Raw genomic sequence first — 14,344 nt, forward strand, 5'->3', positions numbered from 1 at the left:
ATGTGGGCAAAGAACGATCCATTTTTTTAAATGGATTGTAAGTACATCCAAAGTGCTTTCAGTTCTGTGTCTGTTAGTTTTGCCAAACTTTGCCAAGGCATTGGGAATTTCATCTCGGATCCATCGGGACGTTTGCCTGTTCTGATGGCTTGGATAAAACTGCTCTCAGAATAATGAGTAAGCCCAACCTTAGTTATGTTTTGTGCAGGTGGCCATTCTGGGGGAGCACCTTGGATGGGTCCGCCAATCAATTGCAACCCATGGCATCCTGTGCAGGTGGCTGCTACATACTTTCCATATTCTAAGGAAACCGTTGGTTTCAAATTTTCCAGATGTTTCACATCATGATCGATTTGTTCCGCCGATACGAAAATTGGAATTTCACCAATCAGATATAAAAATCTACCCAAAGGTCCTGGTTTGATATCACCCGGTTCTTTGTTGACAGCAGGAGCTGAACGAAGATAGGAGATCAGTTTCCCAACGTCTTCATTTGTCATCCCGTGGAAATCTGTGGATGGCATAAAAATAAGGGCACGTCCATTTTTACCAACTCCGTGGCGGATGGCAATTGCCAACTCTTCATCACTGCGTTCGTTGAGTATCCCCCCATTACCGGTTGTTAGGTTTGCACCAGAGATTGTCCCAATGGCCGGGTCATTGATGAATGTTCTACCGCTACCATCAACATCATGGCAATCACCGCAACCACGCGATTGGTAAAGCCGTTTCCCTTCCAAAAGGTCCTGGGAAGAAATATATTTTGGAATTGGGGTTGGGTTTATGGTAAAGGTTTTTGCCATGCGATGATTACTGATTAGGTAAACCGCGGAGACAATCACTGTGATGAGGAGGATTAGGGTTACGAAAAAGATAAGGAGAATTCGGGAAATTTTTTTCATAGGTGGAGGAATTGGAGTGTAGTGGGGGATTTGGTCAAGTGGGATTTGGGGGGAATTTGCGGAAATTATCTCCCCGCCCTGACAATGGGTGGGGTTATCCACCCGCCACCCATTGACGCCAACCTACCACAAATCCTCTCGTTTGACGAATCATTCGCCAAAACTAAAAAAAAAATTCTAAAGAATGTTCATGTTATCCGAACATTCTGTTCGCGTTTCTACTGTAATTTGTCATCTAACACAATTAGATGTTGGTACTTTTCAGGTTGGTTGGTTTTTAAATAGTATTCTAAAATGGTATCGACATCCGCTTCTGTTTTCATTGCAAACCATTTCCCTTCGGGATAGGATACTTGGATAGGACCAAGTTCGCAACGATCCAAACAACCGGATTTTTGGACTCGAAATTTGTATTCGATTCCAGCTTTCGCCGCTTTTTGTTTAAGTAATTTTAGAAGTTCAATTGAACCTTGGTTCCCGCAAGACACCCGTTCGCCGGGTGCCCTTTGGTTTTCGCAGACAAAAAGATGTTTTTCGTAAAACATATGAAAATAGGTCTCTTAAGATACGACGTAATTTTCCATCGGAATGCAAGAACAGACCAAGTTTCTATCGCCATATACGTTGTCTACTCGACCAACACTAGGCCAAAATTTTCGAGTTCGTAACCAAGGTAATGGGTAAGCCGCTCGTTCTCTTGGATACGAATGATTCCATGTATCACTGATTACCATGTCTGCTGTGTGAGGTGAGTTCTTCAGTGGGTTATCTTCTTTGGAAAGAACACCGGATTCAATGTCTTTGATTTCACCCGCTATGGACAACATGGAGTCGATGAAACGATCCAATTCTTCTTTGGATTCAGATTCAGTTGGTTCAACCATGAGTGTTCCAGGGACTGGGAATGACATAGTAGGGGAGTGGAAACCATAATCAATCAAACGTTTTGCGATATCTTCTACTTCAATCCCACTTGTTTTTTTGAATCCACGCATATCAAGGATACATTCGTGAGCAACAAGACCTTTGTTACCTTTGTATAACACAGGGAAGGCGGATTCTAATTTTTTTGCAATGTAGTTAGCATTGAGGATGGCAATTTTGGTTGCATATCGCAGACCATCAAATCCAAGCATCGCAATGTATGCCCAAGAGATCACAATGATGGATGCAGATCCCCATGGTGCCGCTGACACAGCCCATTGGCTATTATTGGATCCATTTTCTACAAGGCTATGCCCTGGAAGGAAAGGAGCTAAGTGTTCAGCCACACCAATCGGACCCACTCCTGGTCCACCACCACCATGAGGAATACAAAAAGTTTTGTGTAAATTCAAATGGCAAACATCAGCACCGATGTCACCTGGTCGTGTTAAACCAACTTGTGCATTCATATTGGCACCATCCATATACACTTGGCCACCATTGTCATGGATAGTTTGGCAAATTTCTTTGATGGAAGCTTCAAAGACACCATGTGTAGAAGGATAGGTTACCATTAAAGCACCTAACTTGTCTTTGTATTCAACTGCTTTTTTCTTTAAGTCATCTACGTCGATGTTTCCATTGATATCGCAATTGACTGGAACCACTTGGAATCCTGCCATCACAGCTGATGCTGGGTTTGTACCATGGGCAGAAATTGGGATAAGACAAACGTCTCTATGCATATCATTTCGGCTTTGGTGGTAGTTACGAATGGCAAGTAGTCCAGCGTATTCACCTTGTGAACCAGCATTAGGTTGGAGTGATACTTCCGAAAATCCTGTAATTTCACATAACCATTTTTCTAATTGGCTAAATAGAGTTCTGTATCCTTCCGTTTGGTTTTCTGGAACAAAGGGATGGATGTTGGAAAGTTCAGGCCATGTTACAGGATACATTTCTGTCGATGCATTGAGTTTCATCGTGCATGATCCTAATGCAATCATGGAGGTTGTTAATGATAAATCTTTTGCTTCGAGTCTTCGAATGTAACGTAACATCTCTGTTTCTGTGTGAAAACTATTAAACACAGGATGTGTTAAGTAAGATGACTTTCTTTCAAGTAGTTCTGGAATTTTCCATTCGTCTTTTGATGTTAAATCTTCCAGTGGAAAATGTAGTGCTTTGTTTTCGTTAAATACTTCAAGTAAATCTTTGATGTCTTTTAAATTGGTTGTTTCATCTAAAGATACACTGATCACATGACCAGAAACTTGTCTGATATTGATTTCCCTTTCTTCTGCATAATGAATGATTTCTGCGGATGATATCTTTGATAACTCAATACGAATTGTATCAAAGTAAGGTTGCGAAATAATTTTATATCCTAACTTTTCGAGTCCTGTAGCAAGGATGGTTGTCATTCGGTGGACACGAGAGGCAATTTGTTTGAGGCCTTTTGGTCCATGGTAAACTGCATACATGGATGATAATACTGCGAGTAATACTTGCGCTGTACAAATGTTAGATGTTGCTTTGTCGCGACGAATGTGTTGTTCGCGTGTTTGTAAACTGAGTCGATAACCAGGTTTACCTTGTGAATCTTTGGAAACACCGATGAGACGACCAGGCATATTGCGTTTGTATTCTTCTTTGGTTGCAAAGTATCCTGCATGAGGTCCACCAAAACCAAGTGGCAATCCAAATCGTTGTGTGCTTCCAACAACCACGTCTGCATTCATTTCCCCTGGTGCTTTGAGAATTGTCAGGGCAAGTAAGTCAGCAGCAACTACAGTTTTGGCTCCAACTTTATGCAAACTTTCAATGAATTCGCTAAAATCATAAATGGTACCATCAGTGGATGGGTATTGGACAATCGCTCCAAAAAAATCATTGGAAGGAACCATCTTTTTGAAAGAGCCTACAACAATATTAATTCCTAGCGGAATTGCACGTGTGCGGATCACATCTAAGGTTTGTGGGTGAACGGATTGAGAAACAAAAAATGATTTCCCTTGTGTATCATCTTTCAATGAAAACAACATATTCATTGCTTCCGCTGCAGCTGTCCCTTCATCAAGAAGAGATGCATTAGCAATTTCCATTCCGGTAAGATCTGTAATCATCGTTTGGAAGTTGATGAGTGCTTCCATACGTCCTTGTGCTATTTCTGCTTGGTAAGGAGTGTAAGCAGTATACCAACCTGGATTTTCCAGAATGTTTCTTTGGATTACAGGAGGTGTGATACAAGAATAGTAACCAAGTCCTAAATAAGATCTGTAAATTTTGTTTTTAGAAACAATCTTCTTGAGTTCTTTTTGAAGAGCATATTCACCAATGGGTTTTGGTAAATTGAGTTCCTTACGCAACCGAATGTTTTCGGGTACTGCATCATTGATGAGTTCATCCAACTCTTTGTAGCCAATCGTAGATAACATTTCAGAAACAGTAGTTTCTGTCACGCCTACATGACGGCGAAGGAAGGTATCACTTGGTTCAAGTGTTTCTTCGTATGGGGAATGGATGGGTGATGTAGGTTGTACGGAACTCACTTGCAAATAACTCCTATTAGTCTAATTTCGAAACGTATTCTTTGTATTGTGCTGCGTTTAATAATCCACTCAACTCAGATGTTTGGATGTTTTTTAATTTAACCATCCAAGTATCAAATGGTTCTGCATTCACAGACTGTGGATTTGATCCAAGAGAAGCATTGGTTTCTACTACCTCGCCGGAAATTGGGGAATACAAATCTTCTGCTGCTTTCACAGATTCAATGGTTCCAAGGCTATCCTTTGCTTTGATTTGTTTTCCTGGTTTTGGAAGGTCGATGAAGACAATGTCACCTAATGCATTTTGTGCGAAGTCAGTGATTCCAATGAGTGCAACATCACCTTCTACCTTTACCCATTCATGTTTTTCAGTATAATAATATCCGTCTTTTGCTTGTGTGTCTGCCATGGTTTTTTTCCTTACATCTTTTGGTTTAGCGATTGTTTCGGACACTGCCTTGGATGAAGGCACCAGTCTCTACTTTAGCCAATTTCTTCTGGCCACGAATCTCCACAAATACTTCCGTTTGGTTTTTTGTGAATTCGGTCTGAAGGATGGCAAGTCCTAGGGATTCTTTCCGGCTTGGAGAGTGGGTTCCAGAGGTTGATTTGCCAATTTCTTTGCCATCTGCTGAAAAAATAGGAAAATTTTCTCGTAGTACCCCTGGCTCCATCAGGCGGATCCCCACAACTTTTGATTTTGGGCCATTTTTTTTATCTGCCATGATGCGGTCGTAACCTAGATATGGTTTTGTTTTTTCCTTCACGATAAAATTGATTCCCGATTCTACAGGAGTCCATTCTGCATTCAATTCATGTCCATAAAGTGGGTATTTTGCTTCCAATCGAAGTGTGTCGCGTGCCCCGAGGCCAACGGGAACAAGTCCAAAATCCTTTCCTATTTCGAGTAACTCTTTCCATAAATTGACTCCAAGTGAGTTGGAAGTATAAATTTCAAATCCATCTTCACCCGTATAACCAGTGCGAGACACGATGATGTTTTCTCCTTTCCAATTCAATTCATTGAAATGATAATAAAGTAGTGATGATAAATCTTTTCCTAAGTATTTTGAGAATATTTGATCAGCCTTTGGGCCTTGTAATGCAATTTGGTGCCAATTTTTACTATCATCAACAACAGTGACGTTTCCTTTTAAATATTTCAGTAAATGTTTGGTCACGGCTTCGTAGTTGGATGCATTGGAACAAATCATATACTTTGTTTCATTGAATTTATAAACAGTGATATCATCCACGAGTCCACCTACTTCGTTTACAACTGCATTGTATTGCACTTGGCCTTCTTTCATTGAAGATATGGTATTACATGTGACTGATTCTAAAAATTCCAAAACATCATTGGCATCACCTGTGACAAAAATTTCACCCATATGGGAAACATCGAAGAGGCCTGCGTTCGATCGTGTTGTCAAATGTTCTTGGATGATTCCAGTATACTGGACAGGCATGTCCCATCCGCCAAAAGGAACCATCTTGGCTCCCATTTCTTTATGAATTGAGTGTAAGGGTGTTTGTTTTAGTTCCACGGTGTTCTCTTATGTAGACTCTTATACCATAGAAAAATGGTTTCATCGTTATGGAATTGAATTTTTTTTAACCCATCATGCAAAGAGAAGTCTACCGAATCGATAAAACTGGATCCATCGATCATTTACATCGAAAAAAAGAAATGTTACGTCCACCAGAGAACGATGAGGTCACTATCGAAGTGGGAGCAATTGGTCTCAATTTTGCGGATGTATTTTCAGTCTATGGTTTGTACTCAGCAACACCCAAAGGGAGTTTTATACCAGGTTTAGAATTTTCAGGGAAAATCGTAAAAATAGGCCCAAATGTTAAGGATTTTGAGGTAGGAGACCTAGTTTTTGGTGTCACTCGGTTCGGCGCATACACAACTCATCTCAACATTTCAGAAAAAACAATCTTCCCATTACCAAAGGAATGGAGTATGCAAGATGGAGCAGCATTTGTTGTTCAAGCACTCACTGCATACTATGCACTCGTACCACTCGGACAAGTGAGAGAAGGTGATCATGTTTTAATACATAGTGCTGCAGGTGGTGTTGGGATCATGGCAAGTCATATCGCAAAGAAAAAAAAAGCGATTACGATCGGTCTTGTCGGTGATTCTCGTAAATTTTCGATCTTAAAAGAGGTTGGTTATGATTTTTTTCTCACTCGATCACCAAATTTTAAAGAAGATATGCATAAAATTCTCCAAGGAGCACCTTTAAAAATCGTTTTAGAATGTTTAGGCGGTCGTTATTTTCACGACAGTTATGATTTGTTATCACCAATGGGAAGATTAGTTACGTATGGTAGTGCTAACTTCACACCATCTCATTCATTCAGAAATTGGTTTTCAATCGTCTATTCATACCTCACAAGACCAAAAATTGATCCTTTATCGATGATTTCAGACAATAAATCAGTGTTGGGATTCAATTTAATATGGTTGTGGAATGAAATTGATGAACTTAGAAAACATTTTTCGGAATTAATGATGTTATCTTTACCAAAACAAACGATTGGACATCAATTTTCATTCGATTCAATGCATGATGCACTCCGTACAATGCAATCAGGACAAACGATCGGTAAGATTGTTATCAATGTTCCGTAGAATGAGTATTAGTCTGTTTTTTTATTTTGAATAAAAATTCATGCAAAAAATAAAATTTCTTTACATTTAAAATGATCTGATTTAATTATGTCGTATCAATTCACTCTCTGTTTGCCAAGGACAGCCGTGTTTTGAAATCAAAAGATAAGGACGATCACAATGGTTGCTAAAAAGAAAGCCGCAAAAAAGAAAGCCGCTAAGAAAAAAGCTGCAAAGAAAAAATCTAAGAAATAACTTAGATTCGATTCTTCCTTCGAAACTATCGAAGTAAGATTGTGTGAACCCGCAAAACCTGCGGGTTTTTTCATTTATAGAGGTTCTGTTCGTAAAATTTTACGCAATTGCCCTTGTAAATCCCCTTCTTGTCATGAGAAAACCGGATTTTCTATCTGAATTTGTTCTTTCAATGCCTATAAATTGAAAATGATCCTTTTTATTGATCGAATCAAAGAGAGCTTTCATCAGTGATTCAATGTTAGGATGGATCACATTCTTATAACTTTTTCTCGCATGATCCTTTCCCCAAATCTCTAAATGATCATTGTCAGGCATTTTAAGGATGAGAGAAGGTAAATCATATCTTTTGATGAGAACATTGCACACTTCTTCAAATCCATACTCTGTGATTGAGTTAAAATCGAAAAAAACAAGCAAGTAGAGGATATTTGTCGGTTCGAGTCTTCCATTCTCATCTGAAATTTTTTGGATTCCATCGAGCACTACGTAGCGTAAGTTCTTTGATTGGATCCATAATTTTTGATCTTCATGCCGTTTTAGATTCACTTCTTCTGAAAACCGCTTTTGAAATACGGTAGAGAGGAAAAATCCTGCGGAATCTTGTCTTTCTTCGAGGATTTTTTCTAAAGAAAAGGGTTCGAACTCTAAATTGAAATACTTTGTGTACGTCTCTGCCATATCATATAGAGTAACGGACAGAATTTAGAGTTTGATTCGGATTTTTTTTGAAAATTGGAACTAGAATTCTAACATTCTGCGTTCTGAATCATGAAAAAAACCATATCCTTCTTTTTTCCAAGTGTCCCAAAACTTTTGTGAACCTTCTCTCATAAAACAAATTCTTTCTTCTGTTGAGATAGGAGTTAGAAAAAGAAAGTTTGTTCGTTTTCCATTTTCTGTGATGAGTCCATTCAGTTTAGGTAAAAGTTCGTTCGATCCTTGTTCAAGTTCTTCTGTGACATTGCGAAAGACAAACCAATTGAAATCTAAATACAATTGGTCAGGGTCTTTCCTTGGATTTTGAATCGTATGAGAATGACCAAACCAAATCCCAGTGTTCCAAGGGAATTTTACCATTTCACCTAAAACATGTTGGATCCAAGTTTCTGATTTATCTGGCGCATCTTTTAATAATTGGATCGCAAATACGAGTTCGATACGTGAAAAGTTTTCGTAGTCTTTGTGATAGAGTTCAATACTCGGTTGGTTTTGTACACTCATCCCAATGGTTGAAAAAATTTTGATCCCTGGAAATTCTTTCGGTAGAAAAGAAGCAATCCCAAGGGAAGGGTATTTTCCTCCATCTGCCGACCAATAAGTTTGGTGTTTGCCAAGTTTTGATTCTAAAAATTCTAATCTTAAGTTTTGCGCTTTTTTCCAGTGGTCTTTTTCTGCGACAGATTCCCAGAACTTTCGATTGGTTCTCACTCGTTCTGCGATCACACCATTCTCTGGGTCACCAAGTGGTGAAGCTGTTGGTGCTTCTTCTTTTGCAAACTTTGAATACCCATGGATACCTTTGATACCAGACCAAGAGGGAAGATAAGCTTGTAGTTCTTCTTCTACAAATAAAGCAACCGCATCACCTTCTTCAGACCAAATGAAATGGATTTGGTCTTCTGTTAATGAAGATTGAGCTTTTGTATCTGTGAGTTCTGATTTTGTGAGAACGGGAGCAAGTCCCAAATCAAAGTCTTCATCAGTTCTAGAATCTGGTGCATCAATTAAGTTACGAACCCAAAGTGTTTTCATCGGCCACTCAGGATTGTTATGTGATTGTAAGTATAAGTAAATGGTCCTTCCATCATCTTCTAAAAAGGCAGTGAACGAACCATAAGGATTTGCTTCTTGGTATAAAACTTTAGGGGTATTGGGATTCATTAAAATTTGTGTGGTACCACTTTCTCTTTGAATTTTGCGAGTAGTTTCGAAATGGTTTCATCCATACCAGGTTCAAAATAAATTTCTGGATAAAATCCTGAGGCGTTCCGAAGTCCGATGAGTTCAGGTTCATTCCATTGGCGGTAACCTTTTAATGCATTCCAAACTTCAACTGAAGGTGTGGTATTTTCTTTTTTGGCATCGATGAAAGCTTGTATTGTTCGCGTCGGGGTCATACTATCGTATAGATTCTTCGGGATCGAAGGGAATCCAACCAAAATTTTATAGAAAAGGTGATGAAATTCATTGGATTTTTCCTGAGGTTAGGAGAAAACTTCACTAGGTTCTGATCGAGTCTAATCAGCCAATCACTGAGATTATCTTTTGAGTTATGAATTTATTCCAACAAACTCCGCATTCGAATCTTTTGCCCTTTGATGGGATTTTGATTTACCACCCTCAGTTTTTGGATTCGAAAAAAAGCCATGAATATTTCGAAACCTTTCTCAGAACCATTGAATGGAAACAAGATGAAGCCATTCTTTATGGTAAACACATTACGACCAAAAGAAGTGTAGCTTGGTATGCAGACAAAGGCTTTTCCTATCGGTATTCTGGGACGACGAAAACCGCCTTACCTTGGTCCAAAGAACTATTAGAATTAAAAGAAGAAGTAGAAAGAGAAACAAACGAAACTTTCAATTCCTGTTTATTAAATTTATACCATAATGGTTCGGAAGGGATGGCTTGGCATAGTGATGATGAAACGTCTCTCAAACAAAATTCGACGATCGCTTCTGTCAGTTTAGGCGCAGAGAGGATCTTTCGATTCAAACATAAAAAAAAGAATTCATTCGTGGAATTGTCTTTAGAACCGGGGAGTTTGCTTTTGATGCAAGCAGAGATCCAACACCATTGGCTTCATTCTTTACCGAAAGCACTCAAAGTCAAACGACCCCGCATCAATTTAACCTTTCGGCAATTTGGAATGATGTGAGAATCAATTCGATTCAAATAGAATCTTTTCGTAAAAGAGATTAAAATCCATTCAATTCCTTCATTGAATCATTCATTCAATTAATCCCAACACTCAAAAGAATCAAAAACCATTTTTGGATAGCAAGTCTCTATACTCATCGTCCGATTTCTGATTCCAAAGCAAAAGTGTTTTGAATGGATCCCCTTTGAGCGAAAGAGTTTGGCAAAAGGCATGTTCTGTTTTCATTCCATTTCGTTTTAAATCAAGTATGGACACTCGAAAACGATCATTCGCTAAATTTAAAAATCGATTTTCTACCATCATATGGATCCAAGCATATTGTTCCGTTGGTTCTACCGACTGGCCAAAAATTTCATATTGGAACTTCGATGTTGAAAAACGACAGATCAAACTGACTCGAAGAGAAATGGTTTTTTCTGAGAATGAATAATTCGGGAGGTTACGAAATTTTGCGTAACAGACTTTTTGCAAATGTGAAGGGAGATTGAATTTGACTAATATATCGACATCACTTTTCTCGGTATCAATTCCAATCGGGATCGTACCGGCAAGAGTTGGTTTAAATCCATTTAAGTGTTTTATAATTTTCCATTTTTCTAAATCTGCCCACAATTCTTGTTGTTTGGGATTTCCCAATCGCAAATAGTCTGGTTGTAAAAACGGATTGGTCTCTAGCGATTGCATATTATGTCTCATGTGCTCGGTACCGGCCCCCACCCTCATTGGGTGGTGGTGGTGGGCTTGTGGGTGAAAATTCCTGCCCGAACTCCTACCATAAAACATAACGCTTGTCTCTTGGGAATTCAATCTTACCAAAAATTTTCAAGAAAATTTCGCAGTTCCACCAATTCCCAATCTCATTAAATCAATTCAATATTATAACAATCCTGAGCTTTCCATTTGGTTCACATGGTCGATGATAGTTTCTTTTAACGGACGATAGGTGAGAGACAAATCTTTTTTACTATAATCATTGTTTAAGTTTAATGGTTGGCCAATATTTTTTTTTGTATAACCCCAAGATAATCCAAAAAAAGGACCTATCAAATACACAAGAGGTTTAGGAAGAACACTCGTTGGAACAGAATATTTTTTTCCAAATTTTTCTTTGATGATTTTTGCAATGCCTAACATCGGTAAAACTTCCGCCGAAGTGATATGCCTTCCCTTTGCGTTTTGTGTAAAACCTGCTAAGATATGTGCTTTTGCGACATCTCTGACATCAACAAATCCCATTTTTGTATCAGGAACACCTGTGCGGAAAATTCCTTTCAACATATTCTTCATAAACTCCACACTTGTACCATCCAAACGTTTGGAAAGTGATGGACCCATTACAAAAGAAGGATTGATGACAACCAAATCCCAACGTGATTGTTTTTTTTGAATTTCCCATGCTTCCTTCTCGGCAAGTGTTTTCGAGTAAGCATATGGTTGGTGTGTCAGGCTACTTGTGGTATTCCAATGTTCTTCTGTAAATGTTTGGTTTGGGACTTGTAAGGAATCAATATTGTCCCCATGAATTGCGGCTACACTCGAAGTTAAAACAACTCGTTTAACGGAAGAAATGCGATTGCAAGATTCGAGAACATTTCTGGTTCCTTGTAATGCAGGATCGATCAATTGTTTTTGTGCATCTTTAATACCTGCCACAAAAAAAGGAGAAGCAGTATGAATCACGAGTTCGGAGCCTTCAATACATTTGTCGAAACTTCCTTCGACCATAAGATCTGCCTCAAAGAAAGTCAGATTGTCTTTGAACTTTTCTTTTAAATCCAAGAGATGTTGGATTTTCGAAGTATCTTTAAGGCTTCGAATCGTAGTTCTTACTTTCTTTCCATCTTCTAACAAATATTTTACGATCCAAGAAGCAATGTATCCTGAACCACCAGTGACAACAACGGGCAAATTTTCATTAATAAATTTCATATTAAAATTTAGACTCGAATCGTATCTGCAGTGCCAACATTTCCTAACCAATACAAAAAAACAAAAATCAAATCTGTATTCTTTTGGTGGGCGAGTCCCTATGGGTCGGGCTTTTCCGGAGTCCGCATTCGCTCCCGTCCCTCTTTTCCAGAATGTGGAAAAGAGGGACCAAGTCCTTCAAATCCCTCTCGCAAGTACAAATTGATTCATCGAAAGCATACAAATCACAGTTAAACGAGCAAACTACGCCCCGGATCGTAGCGTAAATCCTTTGCGAAGCAAAGATTGCAGCGTAGAGCCGGAAGAGGCGCCATAAAAAAATAGTTAGACATGAAATAAATTTCGATTAGAGTTTAGGCAATCCAATATTTCGGGGTATCATGAGAATCTTAATCAAAGTTAGTCAAACTATCTTCATACTATTTTTTTTGTACCATTGTCTAGGAAGTCGAAGACCAATCGTTCCCGGGTATGTCGACCCGCAAGGTAGTTTGAGAGATGTAAGTATTGGGAAAAAGTATATGGTAGCAACAGGAAATCCTCTTGCTACGAAAGCAGCGATCAAAGTCTTAGAAGACGGAGGGAATGCAACTGATGCAGCAGTAGCAGCCTTACTCGTGTTAAATGTAACAAATGGAGAGGCTGCAAGTTTCCCTTCCGTTGCACCAACTTTGATTTATGAAAATAAAACTGGCAAAGTCAAAAGTTATATCGGAGCAGGGACAGCCCCCAAACAAGCTACGATCCAATGGTTCAAAGAGAAAGGTTATGATGTAATGCCAAAAAATTCCATTTTATCACAGTTATTACCTGCCTCACCTGATGTCATTGTACGTCTGTTACAGGACCATGGAACCAAATCTTTTTCAGAATTAGTGGAACCTGCGATTCGTATCGCAGAAGAGGGATTCCCAGCCAACCGAATTTTGGTAAAAAATTTGGATTTACCACTGTACAAGCGGTTGGGTTTCACAATCCTTATGCCTTACAATTCGGAAGTTTATCTAGAAAAAAAATGGTGGTACAATATCCAAGAAGGTGAATTAACGAAACGATTGGATTTGGCAAAAACATGGAAATTGATGTCCGATGAAGAAAAATTTGCATTAAAAAAAGGAAGAACCAGAAAACAAGCGTTAGAAGCAGTCAGGGATTATTTTTATAAAGGACCAGTTTCCGATGCGATTGTCAAATTACATAAAGAAAAAGGTGGTCTTATCACAAAGGATGACTTAAGCGAGTATTCTGGAGGTTGGGAAAAACCAGTTGTTGGAGAGTATCGTGACTATCAAATATTATCAAACCAAACTTGGACACAAGGACCAGTGGTACCAATGGTTTTGCAACTGTTAGATGGAGTTGATTTGAAATCAATGGGTCATAACTCACCTGAATACATTCATACGGTCTCACAAGCGATTGAGTTGGTGATTGCAGACCGAGAAACTTATTTTGGCGATCCTAAGTTTGTTGATGTTCCTATGGATGGTTTATTATCCAAAAAATATGCTGAATTGAGACGAAAACTTTTGCAAAAGGAAGCTTTTGGTAAAACACCTCCTAATGGAAATCCTTGGGCCTTTTCGAGCAAAAAACCTAAATCAAAAAATGATTCTATCAACAAACATGAAGATCAATCAGTAAGTGAAATTAAGTATGGAAAAGACACAACTTATCTGAGCATAGTAGATGCCGATGGCAATGCAGTTTCACTCACACCTAGTGATTTTCCACAATCACCGATGGTTCCAGGTACTGGGCTCACACTTGGAATTCGTATGACACAGTTTCGATTGGATCCTAATCATCCTTCGTCCTTATTCCCAGGCAAAAGACCTCGAATAACACCTAACCCTGGTATGGTTCTCAAAAATGGAAAATTATGGATGAGTTTTGGTACTCCTGGAGGAGATGTGCAAAGCCAAGCGATGATTCAGTTTTTTTTGAATGTAATCGTTTTTGGAATGGACCCACAAAAAGCTGTTGAGGCACCAAGGTTTCGATCCGTGAACTGGCCTGATAGTTTTTCTCCTCATACCTATCGTCCTGGTGGTATTGAACTTGAAGAGTCACTTTATAAAGTTGTATCCGATTCGCTTAAAAGTAAAGGATACAAAGTGTATCAAAAAGGACATTTGGATAATGACTTTGGAGCCATATGTGCGGTGATTAATGATGCAAAGAATAATCGTTTGCTTGGGGTTGCCGATCCTAGAGAAGTGTCTTTTGCGGAAGGAAAGTGATAAGGATTTTTAATTTTCTAAGGAGAGGACAT

Annotated in this window: 14 protein-coding genes; 3 read left to right on the top strand and 11 right to left on the bottom strand. The window is 38.9% G+C overall.

Translation table 11 applies throughout. The annotated features are described in order from the left end of the window. Positions 1–26: 26 nt before the first annotated feature. From EHQ43_RS04370 to gcvT, 5 genes are all read right to left on the bottom strand, one after another. Positions 27–803 (bottom strand): c-type cytochrome, encoded by a 777-nt coding sequence (locus EHQ43_RS04370; RefSeq protein WP_135770218.1) that lies wholly within the window; start codon positions 801–803, stop codon positions 27–29. A 317-nt stretch (positions 804–1,120) separates the two neighbouring features. Next, positions 1,121–1,447, bottom strand: a complete 327-nt coding sequence (locus EHQ43_RS04375) for a (2Fe-2S) ferredoxin domain-containing protein (RefSeq protein WP_135739951.1) — start codon at positions 1,445–1,447, stop codon at positions 1,121–1,123. A 15-nt stretch (positions 1,448–1,462) separates the two neighbouring features. After that, on the bottom strand, positions 1,463–4,378 hold the full coding sequence (gcvP, locus tag EHQ43_RS04380) for an aminomethyl-transferring glycine dehydrogenase (protein ID WP_135770219.1): 2,916 nt from the start codon (positions 4,376–4,378) through the stop codon (positions 1,463–1,465). Between the two features lie 16 nt (positions 4,379–4,394). Continuing rightward, positions 4,395–4,787 (bottom strand): glycine cleavage system protein GcvH, encoded by a 393-nt coding sequence (gene gcvH, locus EHQ43_RS04385; protein ID WP_135740459.1) that lies wholly within the window; start codon positions 4,785–4,787, stop codon positions 4,395–4,397. 25 nt (positions 4,788–4,812) lie between these two features. After that, a complete protein-coding gene (gene gcvT / locus EHQ43_RS04390; RefSeq protein ID WP_135753403.1) occupies positions 4,813–5,925 on the bottom strand; it encodes a glycine cleavage system aminomethyltransferase GcvT in 1,113 nt (370 codons plus the stop codon). Between the two features lie 77 nt (positions 5,926–6,002). On the opposite strand from gcvT, the gene EHQ43_RS04395 reads away from it, so the two are divergent. Further along, positions 6,003–7,022: a synaptic vesicle VAT-1 family membrane protein gene (locus EHQ43_RS04395; RefSeq protein ID WP_135739948.1), complete on the top strand. Its 1,020-nt coding sequence runs from the start codon at positions 6,003–6,005 to the stop codon at positions 7,020–7,022. Between the two features lie 137 nt (positions 7,023–7,159). On the opposite strand, the gene EHQ43_RS19545 is transcribed toward EHQ43_RS04395, so the two are convergent. Genes EHQ43_RS19545 through EHQ43_RS04410 form a run of 4 tightly spaced genes read right to left on the bottom strand, consistent with a single transcriptional unit; the run spans position 7,160 to position 9,376 of the window. Continuing rightward, positions 7,160–7,330 carry a hypothetical protein gene (locus EHQ43_RS19545; RefSeq protein WP_165779507.1) on the bottom strand — a complete coding sequence of 57 codons (171 nt, stop codon included), beginning with the start codon at positions 7,328–7,330 and terminating at the stop codon, positions 7,160–7,162. Between the two features lie 25 nt (positions 7,331–7,355). Continuing rightward, positions 7,356–7,937: a hypothetical protein gene (locus EHQ43_RS04400; RefSeq protein WP_135739947.1), complete on the bottom strand. Its 582-nt coding sequence runs from the start codon at positions 7,935–7,937 to the stop codon at positions 7,356–7,358. A gap of 60 nt (positions 7,938–7,997) precedes the next feature. Next, the gene (locus EHQ43_RS04405) at positions 7,998–9,140 is read right to left on the bottom strand and encodes a suppressor of fused domain protein (protein ID WP_135739946.1); all 1,143 of its coding nucleotides are present in this window, start codon (positions 9,138–9,140) and stop codon (positions 7,998–8,000) included. Continuing rightward, on the bottom strand, positions 9,140–9,376 hold the full coding sequence (locus EHQ43_RS04410; RefSeq protein WP_135739945.1) for a hypothetical protein: 237 nt from the start codon (positions 9,374–9,376) through the stop codon (positions 9,140–9,142). The genes EHQ43_RS04405 and EHQ43_RS04410 overlap by 1 nt, the downstream gene beginning before the upstream one ends. Before the next feature lie 155 nt (positions 9,377–9,531). Here EHQ43_RS04410 and EHQ43_RS04415 point away from each other — a divergent pair, with 155 nt between their 5' ends. Further along, a complete protein-coding gene (locus EHQ43_RS04415; RefSeq protein WP_135770220.1) occupies positions 9,532–10,137 on the top strand; it encodes an alpha-ketoglutarate-dependent dioxygenase AlkB family protein in 606 nt (201 codons plus the stop codon). Between the two features lie 102 nt (positions 10,138–10,239). Here EHQ43_RS04415 and EHQ43_RS04420 read toward each other — a convergent pair whose 3' ends face one another. Together EHQ43_RS04420 and EHQ43_RS04425 are read right to left on the bottom strand one after the other, a co-directional pair. After that, positions 10,240–10,824 carry a DUF4269 domain-containing protein gene (locus EHQ43_RS04420; RefSeq protein ID WP_135770221.1) on the bottom strand — a complete coding sequence of 195 codons (585 nt, stop codon included), beginning with the start codon at positions 10,822–10,824 and terminating at the stop codon, positions 10,240–10,242. Positions 10,825–11,016: 192 nt separating this feature from the next. Further along, a complete protein-coding gene (locus EHQ43_RS04425; protein ID WP_135739943.1) occupies positions 11,017–12,069 on the bottom strand; it encodes an SDR family oxidoreductase in 1,053 nt (350 codons plus the stop codon). A 380-nt stretch (positions 12,070–12,449) separates the two neighbouring features. On the opposite strand from EHQ43_RS04425, the gene EHQ43_RS04430 reads away from it, so the two are divergent. Further along, positions 12,450–14,312, top strand: a complete 1,863-nt coding sequence (locus tag EHQ43_RS04430; protein ID WP_135770222.1) for a gamma-glutamyltransferase family protein — start codon at positions 12,450–12,452, stop codon at positions 14,310–14,312. Positions 14,313–14,344 lie beyond the last annotated feature (32 nt).

This window comes from Leptospira bouyouniensis, assembly GCF_004769525.1.
GTDB classification, from domain to species: domain Bacteria; phylum Spirochaetota; class Leptospiria; order Leptospirales; family Leptospiraceae; genus Leptospira_A; species Leptospira_A bouyouniensis.

Excerpts from the sequence above, each read along its gene's own strand:
- EHQ43_RS04370 (WP_135770218.1), bottom strand. The coding sequence starts at position 803 with ATGGCAAAAACCTTTACCATAAACCCAACCCCAATTCCAAAATATATT.
- EHQ43_RS04375 (WP_135739951.1), bottom strand. The coding sequence starts at position 1,447 with ATGTTTTACGAAAAACATCTTTTTGTCTGCGAAAACCAAAGGGCACCC.
- gcvH (WP_135740459.1), bottom strand. The coding sequence starts at position 4,787 with ATGGCAGACACACAAGCAAAAGACGGATATTATTATACTGAAAAACAT.
- EHQ43_RS04395 (WP_135739948.1), top strand. The coding sequence starts at position 6,003 with ATGCAAAGAGAAGTCTACCGAATCGATAAAACTGGATCCATCGATCAT.
- EHQ43_RS19545 (WP_165779507.1), bottom strand. The coding sequence starts at position 7,330 with ATGAAAAAACCCGCAGGTTTTGCGGGTTCACACAATCTTACTTCGATA.
- EHQ43_RS04400 (WP_135739947.1), bottom strand. The coding sequence starts at position 7,937 with ATGGCAGAGACGTACACAAAGTATTTCAATTTAGAGTTCGAACCCTTT.
- EHQ43_RS04405 (WP_135739946.1), bottom strand. The coding sequence starts at position 9,140 with ATGAATCCCAATACCCCTAAAGTTTTATACCAAGAAGCAAATCCTTAT.
- EHQ43_RS04410 (WP_135739945.1), bottom strand. The coding sequence starts at position 9,376 with ATGACCCCGACGCGAACAATACAAGCTTTCATCGATGCCAAAAAAGAA.
- EHQ43_RS04415 (WP_135770220.1), top strand. The coding sequence starts at position 9,532 with ATGAATTTATTCCAACAAACTCCGCATTCGAATCTTTTGCCCTTTGAT.
- EHQ43_RS04420 (WP_135770221.1), bottom strand. The coding sequence starts at position 10,824 with ATGCAATCGCTAGAGACCAATCCGTTTTTACAACCAGACTATTTGCGA.
- EHQ43_RS04425 (WP_135739943.1), bottom strand. The coding sequence starts at position 12,069 with ATGAAATTTATTAATGAAAATTTGCCCGTTGTTGTCACTGGTGGTTCA.
- EHQ43_RS04430 (WP_135770222.1), top strand. The coding sequence starts at position 12,450 with ATGAGAATCTTAATCAAAGTTAGTCAAACTATCTTCATACTATTTTTT.